Source organism: Pseudomonas sp. UBA6699, from assembly GCF_002454615.1.
Taxonomy (GTDB): domain Bacteria; phylum Pseudomonadota; class Gammaproteobacteria; order Pseudomonadales; family Pseudomonadaceae; genus Aquipseudomonas; species Aquipseudomonas juntendi.
In genome coordinates this window covers 1-11,990 of sequence record NZ_DKJF01000089.1, presented here as the reverse complement: position 1 = coordinate 11,990, position 11,990 = coordinate 1, and the positions used below count along the sequence as shown (strand labels likewise).

Sequence of the window (11,990 nt, the reverse complement as noted above, 5' to 3'; positions counted from 1 at the left end):
TCCCACGGTCTGTACTGCGCTAACAGTCTGAAGATGGCTTTGTCCCTCCTCCTCCCTTCAAGTCTAAACATACAAGCTGGCTTGCCGGCGATGGGCCGCAAGGCGGCCCCGGTTCATTCAGGCGTATTGATACCCGCCTGCCACGCCTGCCTACACCCTAAGTCTTGCCACCCCGACCCCAGCAGGTCCCAAGACCAAATCACCGCGCCTCACCCTCCGCCCCAAAGCACCCGCCAACCCACGCCAAAGCAGCGTTCCGGGTGGCCTGCCGGCTTCTGATAATCGCCTCCGACATCCTGTCCCCCGTTTGGAGCGCGCCATGCACAACAACAAAAAGCACCTGCCGCCTCGTTTTCTCGCTGCTGCCTTCGCCAGTGTTTCCGCCTTGGGCCTGAGCGGTGCCGCCGAGGCCGAGATCATGCTGTACGACAAGGACCAGACGACATTCTCTACCGATGGCTACATCAACGCCTTCTATGTCAACAGCAAGGTCGACCGCGAGGGCGAGCAGTTCGACCGGCGCCAGTCGCGGGTGAAGATGGGCTTTTTGCCCAACTACATCGGTTTCAACATGGGCAAGCAGGTAGACGACCTGAAACTCGGCGCGCGGGCGTCGTTCTGGGTCACCATCAACGACAGCGAAACCAACGGCACCGATACCGCCATCGACGTGCGCCAGTTCTACGGCACGGTGGCCAACCCTGAGTGGGGCGAAGTGCTGATCGGCAAGGACTTTGGCCTGTTCGCGCGCTCCAACATCCTGTTGGACGAGCTGCTGGCCGGTTATGGCCAGGTCAGTGACACGCTGGGCCTGGTGGATGGCGGCGGGGTGTCGTTCGGCAACATCGGCAGCGGTTACCCCTATCCGTTTCCCACCTCGCAGATCACCTACCGCACGCCGGTGATGGACGGCCTGCGCGTGGCGGTCGGCATCATGGACCCCGTGGATACCAACGACAGCAGCCCGACCGGCAAGGCCTACCAGGAAAACCCACGCACAGAGAGCGAAATCACCTACCAGTTCGACCTGGCGGGGGCGCAGATCTACAGCTGGGTCAACGGTAGCTACCAGACCTCGGACAACACCGACTCGACGGTCCAGTCCGTCACCTCCAAGGGGGTTGGCTATGGGGTGCAGGCGAAGCTGGGCGGCTGGTCATTGACCGGCTCTGGGTTCCAGGCCAAGGGCATCAACCCGTTCTTCACCAATAACGCGGGCGAGCCGGTGTTGCGTAATGTGGACAGCGACGGCTACCTGTTACAAGGCTCCTACAAGTTCGGCAAAAACCGCGTGGCGCTGTCGTATGGCAAGACCAAGGACGATGGCAACGGTGCGGTGGGCAGCGGTGCCGACTACAAGACCCGTGGGGTGGCGTTGTTCCATGACGTCAACGACAACCTCAAGCTGGTGGCCGAGTACAACCAGTTCTCCATCGATGGGCATGAGGGCAGTGCGCAGAATGAAGACACCGATACCTTGGCTGTGGGCGCGGTGCTGACCTGGTAAGCACGGGGCGGCAAGGCAGGCGCAGGTGAAGCTGGCACTTACACCCTTGGAACCGCCCACCCGCTACCCAAGTAGCATTCGCCCCACGTACCCGGCTTCGTACACTGCACCTTCAGCCGCCCTGCGCCGGAGACTTTGATGCAACAGGCCCTCAACGACGGTGTGCTCAGCGCCATGTCCCAGGCCACCGATGCCCGGTTGGCCGCCCAGGACCTGGCGCGACAGCTCCTGCACCCCCACCTGGGCCTGGTGCTGTTTTTCTGTTCTGCCGAATACAACCTGCAGGAACTGGCCCAGGCGTTGGAACAGGGGTTTGGCGGCATCCGCCTGGTGGGCTGCACCAGTGCCGGCGAAATCACCCCGCAGGGGTACGGCCGCAACTGCGTGACCGCGCTGGGCTTCGATCACCGGCACTTTTCCATCGCCACCGGGCTGATCGACGAAATGGAGCACTTCAGCCTCATCGATGCGCAACAGATGGTCGAGCGCCTGGTCGGCACCTGCCGCAGCAATTCGTTGGCGCCGATCAAGGGCCACAGCTTTGCCCTGACCCTGCTCGATGGGCTGTCCAGCCGGGAGGAAATGGTCCTCGCTGCCCTTAGCGCGGCGTTGGGCGACATCCCGCACTTCGGCGGTTCGGCCGGCGACGACAACTACCTCAACCGCACGCATGTCTACCACGGCGGCGCCTTCCACAGCGGCGCAGCGGTGGTGGTGCTGGTCAACACCTGGCTCGACTTCGAAGTGTTCACCACCCATCACATCCAGCCGCGCCAGGAAAAACTGGTGGTCACTGGCGCCGACAGCGGCCAGCGCCGGGTATTCGAGCTGAATGCCGAACCCGCTGCCGAGGAATATGCCCGGCTCATCGGTGTGCCGGTGGCGGCGCTCGATTACCGGGTGTTCGCCGCGCACCCGTTGGCCGTGCGCATTCACGACCAGTACTACATGCGCGCCGTCCAGCGTGTGCACGATGACTTGAGCCTGAGTTTCTACTGTGCTGTGGAGAACGGCATCGTGCTCACGGCCATGACCCCAGGGCCGTTGCTGCCGAACCTGCATGAGCTGTTCGACGGCCTGCACCAGCGCCTGGGCCCGCTGTTGTTGACCATCGGTTGCGACTGCTTCCTGCGGCGTCTGGAACTGGAGGGGCAACACAGCCTGGAACTGGTGGGGACGTTTCTGCGCGAGCAACGGGTGATCGGGTTCAACACCTACGGAGAACAGTTCAATGGCATGCATATCAACCAGACCTTCACCGGCGTCGCCATTGCCCGCAACCGGCCTCCTGTCGGTCGCTGACCTGCAGGCCGAGGTGGCCCGGCTGCAGCAGCAGAACCATAAGCTGCAGCGCATCAATGGTGCGCTGATCGAACGTGTCGAGTCCGGGGTCACCCGCGGCAACGACCCGTACGCGGCGTTTCAGCATTCGGTGGTGCTGGCCGAGCAGGTGCGCGAGCGCACCGATGCGCTGAGCCAGGCCATGGCCGAGTTGAAGGCGGTGAACCACCTGCTCAGCGAGGCCCGGCAGCGGGCCGAGACCGCGCACCAGCACCAGATTCGCCTGATCACCGACAACGTTCCGGCGTTGATCGCCTACCTCAATGCCGACCTGGTCTATGAATTCACCAACAAGGTGTATGAGGAATGGTACTGCTGGCCGCGTGGCGTGATGCTGGGGCAAAGCCTGCGCGAGGCCCACAGCGAACAGCACTACCAACGCCTCGAGGCCTATGTGACGCGGGCATTGGCGGGCGAGAGCGTGACCTTCGAGTTTGCCGAAACCAACATCAAGGGCCAGGAGCGCTACATGCTGCGCTCCTATGTCCCCAACCGCCTGGCCAGCGGCGAGGTGGTGGGTATCTTCGTGTTGATCCGCGATATCACCGAGCGGCGCAATACCGCGCAGGCATTGCACCAGGCCTATCAGCACCTGGAGCAGCGGGTGCGTGAGCGCACGGCGGAGCTGACCAGCCTCAACGACCAGTTGCTGCGGGAAATCGAAGAGCGCAGCCAGGCGCAAGCGCGGCTGCGCGAAGCCAAGCGCGAGGCCGAACAGGCCAACCTGTCGAAAACCAAGTTTCTGGCTGCGGTCAGCCATGATTTGCTGCAACCGCTGAATGCGGCGCGGCTGTTCACCAGCGCGTTGCTGGAAAGCCGCGAACCGCAGCAAAGTGCCCAGTTGGTCCGCAATGTCAGCAACTCGCTGGAGGATGTGGAGAGCCTGCTGGGCACCCTGGTCGACATTTCCAAACTTGATGCGGGCGTGATCAAGGCCGATATCGCGCCTTTCGCGCTCAGCGAGCTGCTGGACAACCTGGCGGCCGAATATGCCCAGGTCGCGCGTAGCGAGGGCCTGGCCCTGCATTTCGTGGGGTGTTCGGCGGTGGTGCGCAGTGATATCCAGCTGTTGGCGCGCATTCTGCGCAACCTGCTCAGCAATGCCATCCGTTACACCCGCAGCGGGCGGGTGGTGCTGGGTTGCCGGCGCCTGCGTGGCGGCTTGCGGATCGAGGTGTGGGACAGCGGCATCGGCATCGCCGAAGAACACCTGGAGGAAATGTTCCAGGAGTTCCGGCGCGGTGATGTGCAGCGCCCCGAGCAGGATCGCGGGCTGGGCCTGGGCCTGGCGATCGTGGAGAAGATCGCCGGTATCCTGGGCCATCGCATCCGCGTGCGGTCATGGCTGGGTAAGGGATCGGTGTTTGCCGTCGAGGTCCCGTTGAGCACCGTTGCGCCCAAGGCGCAGCCGAGCCAGGCCGTGTGCGAGCCGATGTTCGAACGCCTGCGTGGGGCGCAAGTCTGGGTGCTGGACAACGATGCGGCCATTTGTGCCGGCATGCGCACGCTGCTCGAAGGCTGGGGGTGCAAGGTGATTACCGCGCTGTCGGAGGAAGACCTGGCGCGCCAGGTGGACAATTACCACGCCGAGGCCAACCTGCTGATTGCCGACTACCACCTGGACAATGACTGCAACGGCCTCGACGCGGTGGCGCGGATCAATGCCCGCCGCACCCAGCCGCTACCGGCGCTGATGATCACGGCCAACTACAGCAACGACCTCAAGCAGCAGATCCGTGAGCTGGGCCATACCCTGATGCACAAGCCGGTGCGGCCGTTGAAATTGAAGACTGCAATGAGCCATTTGCTGGCCACCCAAGGCTAGGGCCGGGTGTGCTATGGGGGCTGCAACGCGGCCCCCATGAAGCTGGAGACGGTCAGCGCCGCAGGTAGTCGGCGAAGTCGATATCGCCCGCACTGAGAATGGCCTGCACGCGGTTGTGCACATTGAGCTTGCGCAAGATCGCCGACACATGCGCCTTGACCGTGGTCTCGGCGATATCCAGGGTGTAGGCAATCTGCTTGTTCGATTCCCCCTTGGTCATGCGTTCCAGTACCAGCAACTGCTTGCGGGTCAAGGCCTGGAGCATTTCCGGCGGGAAGCTCGGCGCATCGTTCTGGCGCCGGCCGGTGCTGCTTTTCTGCGCGCGGATGATGTCGGGCGGCAGGTAGACATTACCGTTGAGGATCTGCTCGATCGCCTCGATCATCTGTGCGCGCGGCGAGGACTTGGTGATGAAACCCACCGCGCCGTAGGTGATGGCCTGCAGCACGATCTGTTTCTCCTGTTCGGCCGACACGATCACCACCGGCGTGGTCGGTGCTTCGTTGCGCAGGGTGATCAGGCCGTTGAGGCCGTGCATGCCGGGCATGTTCAGGTCGAGCAGGATCAGGTCGAGGTCGTCATGCGCCTGGGTCAGCGCCAGGGCGCTGTCCAGGTCGGCGGTTTCCATGACCTCGCTGCCTTGGAACCCATCGCTGATGACGTTGTGGATGGCTTCGCGAAACAGGGGGTGATCGTCGGCAATCAGAATTTTGTACATGGCCTTTTCACCTTGTTTTTATTGGATGGAGCAGGGCACGCAGTGGCAGTTGAACAGATCAGGGCAAAGGCACCGGTTGCGCCGGCTGCAGCGGCAGGTTGGCCTGCTGCCACGCGTCAACGCCGTCGCGGTACCAGTACAGGTTGTGGTAACCCAGGGCTTTAGCGCGTTTTACCGCGTTCCAGCTCAGCCAGCAATCGGCGCGGCAGTAGAACACCACAGGCTGGTCGGGGTGCCCGGCGGTGGCGCTTTGCAGGTTGTGCGCAAAGTACGCCTGCCAGGCCGGGCTCAGCTCGCCATCGCCGGTGTTGGCCAGCCACAGGCTGCCGGGAAGGTTGGCGTGCGGCTCGTCTTCGATGAAGCGGCCCTGCAGCCACTGGCGGCGGTACACGTCGATCAGTACCGGCCGCGGCTGCTGGCTGAGCAGGCGTTGCAATGTGGCGGTGTCTACCACCTGGCCGCCGTCGACCTGCGCTGGGGTCGGGCTGCGGTAAAGGGTGATGCGGTAACCGTCGGCAGAGAACAGCGGCGCCGTGTCGGCCTGGGCGGTGCCCAGCGTCAGGCTCATTGAAAGTGCCGCCAGCAAGGGGCGTGGCAGCCGGGGCAGGGCACATGGCATGGGGTTCTTCCTTTTTGTTATGGACCCATTACATGCCAGTAGCGGTGCTTTGTGAATGCGACGATAGACAGTAAATGCAGTACTAAAGTAGTAGATGGCTTAGCGCCGCCCGTCAGCCTGGGCCGCGCCAGGCCACAGGATCATCGCGGCTTGCGCAACGCTGCGTGCTGGGGGTTGAAGGTGGCAATCGCCAGCAGCGTGAACAGCACCGTCAAGCCCAAGCACACCGCCAGCGCCAACAGGTTCAGGCGCTGGTACAAGGCAAACCGCACCAGCTCCACGGCATGGGTGAACGGGTTCACCGCGCACAGCCAGTACAGCCACTCGCTGGCTTCGCGCATCTTCCACAGTGGGTACAGCGCCGAAGACAGGAAAAACAGTGGGAAGATCACGAAATTCATCACCCCGGCAAAGTTCTCCAGCTGGCGGATGGCGTTCGACAGCAGCAGCCCCAGGGCACTGAGCATGAACGCCACCAGCAGCAGCGCCGGCAGTGCCAGCAGCAACCCCACCGCCGGCGGTTGCACACCGTACACCCAGGCAATGGCGAGGAACGCGTACACCTGCAGCAGGGAAATGAGCGAGGTCGCCAGCAACTTGCTGGCCAACAGGAACGGCCGCGGCAGGGGGCTGGTCAGCAGCACGCGCATGCTGCCCATTTCCCGGTCATAGACCATCGACAAGGACCCTTGCATGCCGTTGAACAGCAGGATCATGCAGGCCAGCCCCGGGATGATGTACACCTCGTAGGGGATGTAGGTGTCGTACGGCTCGATGATGGCGATGCCCAGCGCTGCCCGAAAGCCGGCGGCGAACACCAGCAACCACAGCAACGGGCGCACCAGGGCACTGAGCAGGCGCGTGCGCTGCAATACGAAGCGCAGCCATTCGCGCAGCATGATGCCGTTGAAACACTGCCAGTAGGCGTTCATCGGGTGTGGGCTCCTGAAGGCTGCCGGGTCAGGTGGGCAAAGGCATGGTCCAGGTCGCCGCCGTGCTGCAGGCTCAGGGCATCGGCGGTACCGCTGGCCACCAGGCGCCCTTGATGGAGAATCAGCAGGTCGTCGCTAGGCTGCACTTCGTCCAGCAGGTGGGTGGTCCACAGCACACTCAACTGCTGCTGGCGGCACAGCTGCCGCACGTGCTGGTTGAGTGCCAGGCGGCTGGCCGGGTCGAGGCCGACGCTGGCCTCGTCCAGCAGCAGCAGGCGTGGCTCGTGCAGCAGCGCACGGGCGATTTCCACCCGCCGGCGGTGGCCGATATTCAGCTCGCGCACGCTGTGGTGGCGGCGCTCGCCCAGGCCCTGGTGCGTCAGCTCGGCCTCTACCCGCTGGTTGCCGTGGCGCCGTGACAGGCCATGCAGGGCGGCGTGGTAGCGCAGGTTCTGCTCCACGCTCAGGTCCAGGTCCAGGGTGCTCTGCTGGAACACCACGCCCATCTGCCGCAGCGCCGGGCGCGGGGTGTCGCGCAACGAGCAGCCGCACACCCGGATATCGCCGTGCTGCAGGTCGTACAGGCGGGTCAGCAGGGCGATCAGGGTCGACTTGCCGGCGCCATTGGGGCCCAGCAACGCGGCAAAACGGCCCGGTGCCAGGCTGAAACCGACCTGCCGCAGCGCCTCGCGCTGGCCGTAGGCGAAGCTCACATCGGCCACCTCGAGGGCGTTCATGGGGTGACCACCACGCCCCAAGGGTAGCGCCCGACTTTCACCGATTTGAGCACCTTGAGGTCCTGCGTATCGATTACCGATACATCGCCGCTGACCCCGTTGGTGGCCAGCAAGCGGCGCTGGTCGGGGGAGAACGCCAACTGCCAGACCCGCCGCCCGACCAGCAGGTAATCGAGCACCTCGTAGGTCTTGGCATCGATCACCGCCACATGGTTGGCCGGGCCCAGGGCGACGAAGGCATACTTGCCGTCCGCGCTGAGCTTGATTCCCACCGGCTGGACCTTGTCCGGGTGCACGCCCTTGATCTGGAAGTTCAGGGTTTTCAGCACCTGGCGCGTGGCAACGTCAAGGACAGTCACCGTGCCGCCGATTTCCGCCGAGGCCCACAGCCTGGAACCGTCCTGGCTGAATTCGACGAAGCGCGGGCGCTGGTCGACCAGGGTGCTGTCGGCCAGGGTCTGGGTGCTGGTGTCGATCCAGTGCAACATGTTGGTGGTTTCGCTGGTATTGACCGCCCATTTGCCATCGGGGCTGACGGCCATGCCTTCAGGTTCGATACCGACATCGATCTGCCCCAGTACCTGGTCGGTCACGGTGTCGATCACGGTCACCAGCGCATCGTCTTCGTTGGAAACGTACAGCCAGCGGTCGTTGGGGTGCAGGGCGAACTGCTCGGGGTCCTTGCCAGAGGGCAGTTCCTTGATGATCTTGCGGGTGGCCACGTCCATCACCTGTACCCGGTCGGAATCGCTGGCGCAGATGTACAGCAGCTTGTTGTCATGCGACAGCAGCAGCCCCCGAGGGCGTTGGCCGACCGCAACGGTTTCGGTGACCTCCAGGGTCTGCAGGTCGATCAGGCTGAGGCTGTTGTCCTTTTCGTTGGACACCCAGGCAGTGGCGGCCAGCGCATGCCCGCAGGCCAGCGCCAGGGCGCCCGTCAGCAAGCTGAGGTAGAGCAGGGCGCGGGAAAGCAGAGGGCGGTGCATGGCGTATTCCTTATTGTTGTGGTTGTCGGCTCAGGGGTACGTGCAGGTCACTTCGGGCTTGTCGTAGCCCAGGCTGTCCATTTCGTTGAAGGGGTGCAGGAAGCCATCTTGTGGCGATGTGCTGACCAGTGCGCGAGGCTGCACCAGCGCAATCGGTTGGCGCAGCTCGCCGTTCCAGGGCCGGTAGCTGAGCTTGCGGCCCTTGAAACCGTCCAGGGGCAGTTGCTCGCTGAGCAGCAGCTGTTGCAGCGCCCGTGGGTCGGCCTGGCGCAGTTTGCTGACCGCGCTGGCAATGCTGCGCACGGCCATCCAGGCGGCGAAGTCACGGTCGTTCATCCAGCGCCCGGCCTGGGCCTCGAAACGTTTTTGCAGTTGCGCCGCGCCGAAGGTTTCCACGGTCTTGTGCCAACCGGTGGGGGTCAACCCCTGGGTGCCCGCCACTGGCCGCGGGTACCAGGTCTGGTAGGGCAGGTATTCGCCAAAGTCACCGCGTTCGTCGGCCACCAGCACCACGTCGTATTCGGCGGTTTGCGTGAACAGCGGCATGTCGGCCTGGGCGCTGCGGCGCTGGTCGTTGTCGAAGGTCCAGGCTTTTTCCGCGACCAGCTGCACGCCGAAGCGTTTCGCCGAGCGGCGCAGGGCGGCGGCGTAGGCCTGGTCATCTGCGGTCTGGCCGACCACCAGCAGCGCGCGTTGCCATTTGCGCAGCACCAGGAACTGCACCAGCGCATCGGCGAGCATTGCCCGGCCCGGCAGGCTGTGCAGCACGTTACCCAGGCACTGGCTGCTGCGCAGGCTGTCGTCGGGGCTGCCGGCATTGAACAGCAGGCTGTCGGGCAGCGCCGCGGCCAGCGCGCGCAGGCTGGTGGCCGGGGCGTTGACCACGAACAGGCGCAGGCCTTGCTCGTGTTGTGCTTGGGCCGCCTGCAACAGCGCCTCGGGGCTGTCCACGTTGGCGCGGGTCAGCTGGAACTGTTGCTTGAGAAAACGCCCGGTGCTGTTGCTGTCGACGATCGCCAGCTCGGCGCCTTGCAGGCCAGCGTCGGCCGGTTCGGGGATGATATTGGACAGCAGCGGGCCCGGGTCGGGCCGGTAGCCCAAATAGCCGATGCCCACGTGCAATAGGGCGTCGGCCTGGCCCGCAGCGGCCGACGCATGGGGCGCGGACAACACGGCGATCAGGGCCAGCAGGCAGAACAAGGCAAGGTGGGCAGGCTGGCGCATGACACACTCCACGGCAGATGGCGCCAGCATAGGAACCCCGCCGGGCACGGGAAATATGCAGAAAGTAGCGCTCGGCCGGTACCAAGGTAGTAATTTCCCGCGCCACCTACGGTTTTACGATGGGCCTCGGCACCCCTGAAGAGAGCTCCCATGCGCCTGTTCAACTTGTCTGCGCTGTGGCGCATCAACCTTTGGGTCACCGGCTGCTTCGCCCTGGTGACGGTGGCCTGTGCCGGGGTGCTGCTGCACCAGGCTGTGGCCGACGTGGAGCGTGAGCTGCAGTCTGCCGAAGCCGTGGTGACCTACCTTGCCGAGACTGCCGAGCGTGACCCGGCCAGTTTGCAGCCGGGCCTGACCCAGAACCTGCGCCATGTACGGGTGCATTGGCTGGCAGCTGGCGATGCCGCCCTGTTGCCGGGGGATGCCGGTGTGGATGCCTGGCTGGGCCGCCAGCTGTTCGGTCAACACCACCCAGGTGGCCGTTTACTGACACTGAGCGATGGCCGGCGGGTGCTGATTGCCGTGGATGCCCGCGATGAAATCGACGAAGTCTGGGAGTCGCTGGTGCAATTGCTGAGCTTGTGCGGCCTGGCGCTGGTATTGAGCCTGGTGACCATCCGTTGGGCGGTCGGGCGGGCGATGGGGCTGCTGGCTGAATTGCTGGGGGCGCTGCGGCAGGTGTCGGCGGGGCACCTGGCCGTGCGTTTGCGCGAGGCCAACCTGCCGGAGGCACGCCAGTTGGCTGCGCACTTCAACGCGATGGTGGCGAACCTGGAGCAGGCCCGGGCCGACAATACGCAGCTGACCCAGGCCCTGCTGGCGGTGCAGGAGCAGGAGCGTACCCGGCTGGCGCAGGCTCTGCACGATGACCTTGGGCAATACCTGGCCGGTATCCGCGCCCAGGGCTGCCTGCTGCGCATGGCGGCCGACCAGCCCGCTGTGGTCAAGCAGACCACACAGCAACTGGAACTGAATTGCGAACATTTGCAGCAAGGGTTTCGTGCCCTGGTACAAGACCTGTATCCGGTGGCGCTGCAACACATGCCGCTGGCGCAGGCCATTGGCCTGCTGGTGAGCCAGTGGCAGGCCAGGCAGGGCATCGATTGCCGGCTGCGGGTTGGCGAGCATTTGCCAGACTTGCCCGCGCCGAGCAGGACGCACTTGTACCGGCTGCTGCAGGAGGCGTTGACCAATGTCGCCCGGCATGCCGGCGCCAGCCAGGTGCGGGTGCGCCTGCAGCGCAGCGCCAAGGGGTTGCGCTTGTTCGTGCGCGACAATGGGTGCGGCGCGCGCCAACCGCGCCGGCCCGGGGTTGGCTTGCACTCGATGGCCGAACGCGCGCGCAGCCTGGGGGGTGAATTACGCATTTTCAGCCGCCCGGGTGGCGGTTGGGCGTTGGCGCTGAACATCCCCAAGGAGGTGTGATGAATATCGTACTGGTCGACGACCATGCTGTGGTCCGCCAAGGCTATGCCAGCCTGCTGCGGGCGGTATTGCCAGACATCCAGGTGCGCGAAGCGGCCAGTGGCGAAGAGGCGCTGGCCCTGGTGCACGAGCAGGTGCCCAACCTGGTGGTCATGGACTTCGGCCTGCCGGGCATCAGCGGCCTGGAAGCCACCCGCCGGCTGCGTCAGCGCCTGCCCCAGCTGCGGGTGCTGTTCTTCAGCATGCACGACGAGTTGCCCCTGGTGCGGCAGGCGCTGGAAGCCGGGGCGTCGGGCTACCTGACCAAGAATTCGGCGCCCGAGGTGCTGATCGAGGCGGTGCAGCGTGTATTGGCCGGGCATGCCTACATTGAACAGCCGCTGGCTACGCAATTGGCCTGCACCACCCCGCACAATGAAAGCGACCCGCGCCTGCAGCGCATGACCCAGCGCGAGCTGGAGATTTTCGTCATGCTTGCCAAGGGCACCCCGGCGCGGCTGATTGCCGAGCAGTTGTGCATCAGTGCCAAGACCGTGTCCAACCATTTGACCTTGCTCAAGAGCAAGCTGCAGGTCAGCTCGCATGCCGAGCTGGTGCACCTGGGGATTGACCTGGGGCTGGTGCGGGTAGCGGGGTAGGCCCTGTGTCGCGATGGGCTGCCTGTAGGAGCGGCCTT

At 64.6% G+C, this 11,990-nt stretch carries 11 protein-coding genes; 5 read left to right on the top strand and 6 right to left on the bottom strand.

The features are described 5' to 3' along the window. Positions 1–319 precede the first annotated feature (319 nt). The 3 genes from B3361_RS17405 (at position 320) to B3361_RS17395 (ending at position 4,673) form a co-directional block, all read left to right on the top strand. Positions 320–1,507 (top strand): porin, encoded by a 1,188-nt coding sequence (locus tag B3361_RS17405; RefSeq protein WP_029885155.1) that lies wholly within the window; start codon positions 320–322, stop codon positions 1,505–1,507. 138 nt (positions 1,508–1,645) lie between these two features. Then, on the top strand, positions 1,646–2,809 hold the full coding sequence (gene nosP / locus B3361_RS17400; RefSeq protein ID WP_286920293.1) for a nitric oxide-sensing protein NosP: 1,164 nt from the start codon (positions 1,646–1,648) through the stop codon (positions 2,807–2,809). Beyond that, the gene (locus B3361_RS17395; RefSeq protein WP_286920292.1) at positions 2,778–4,673 is read left to right on the top strand and encodes a PAS domain-containing hybrid sensor histidine kinase/response regulator; all 1,896 of its coding nucleotides are present in this window, start codon (positions 2,778–2,780) and stop codon (positions 4,671–4,673) included. The genes nosP and B3361_RS17395 overlap by 32 nt, the downstream gene beginning before the upstream one ends. Before the next feature lie 52 nt (positions 4,674–4,725). Here the strand turns inward: B3361_RS17395 and B3361_RS17390 are convergent, their stop codons facing one another. The 6 genes from B3361_RS17390 to B3361_RS17365 form a co-directional block, all read right to left on the bottom strand. Then, positions 4,726–5,391 (bottom strand): response regulator transcription factor, encoded by a 666-nt coding sequence (locus B3361_RS17390; RefSeq protein ID WP_009681769.1) that lies wholly within the window; start codon positions 5,389–5,391, stop codon positions 4,726–4,728. A gap of 58 nt (positions 5,392–5,449) precedes the next feature. Beyond that, positions 5,450–6,010: a PQQ-dependent catabolism-associated CXXCW motif protein gene (locus B3361_RS17385; RefSeq protein ID WP_047149590.1), complete on the bottom strand. Its 561-nt coding sequence runs from the start codon at positions 6,008–6,010 to the stop codon at positions 5,450–5,452. Positions 6,011–6,150: 140 nt separating this feature from the next. Next, positions 6,151–6,942, bottom strand: a complete 792-nt coding sequence (locus tag B3361_RS17380) for an ABC transporter permease (RefSeq protein ID WP_054906186.1) — start codon at positions 6,940–6,942, stop codon at positions 6,151–6,153. Continuing rightward, positions 6,939–7,679: an ABC transporter ATP-binding protein gene (locus tag B3361_RS17375; RefSeq protein ID WP_286920290.1), complete on the bottom strand. Its 741-nt coding sequence runs from the start codon at positions 7,677–7,679 to the stop codon at positions 6,939–6,941. Before B3361_RS17375 ends, B3361_RS17380 begins: the two co-directional genes overlap by 4 nt. Further along, positions 7,676–8,665: a YVTN family beta-propeller repeat protein gene (locus B3361_RS17370; RefSeq protein WP_054906184.1), complete on the bottom strand. Its 990-nt coding sequence runs from the start codon at positions 8,663–8,665 to the stop codon at positions 7,676–7,678. The genes B3361_RS17375 and B3361_RS17370 overlap by 4 nt, the downstream gene beginning before the upstream one ends. A gap of 30 nt (positions 8,666–8,695) precedes the next feature. Continuing rightward, a complete protein-coding gene (locus B3361_RS17365) occupies positions 8,696–9,889 on the bottom strand; it encodes an ABC transporter substrate-binding protein (protein WP_054906183.1) in 1,194 nt (397 codons plus the stop codon). Positions 9,890–10,039: 150 nt separating this feature from the next. On the opposite strand from B3361_RS17365, the gene B3361_RS17360 reads away from it, so the two are divergent. Together B3361_RS17360 and B3361_RS17355 are read left to right on the top strand one after the other, a co-directional pair. Next, positions 10,040–11,314, top strand: a complete 1,275-nt coding sequence (locus B3361_RS17360) for a sensor histidine kinase (RefSeq protein WP_029885150.1) — start codon at positions 10,040–10,042, stop codon at positions 11,312–11,314. Further along, complete coding sequence (locus tag B3361_RS17355) at positions 11,314–11,952, top strand: response regulator (RefSeq protein WP_029885149.1); 639 nt, start codon at positions 11,314–11,316, stop codon at positions 11,950–11,952. Before B3361_RS17360 ends, B3361_RS17355 begins: the two co-directional genes overlap by 1 nt. Positions 11,953–11,990 lie beyond the last annotated feature (38 nt).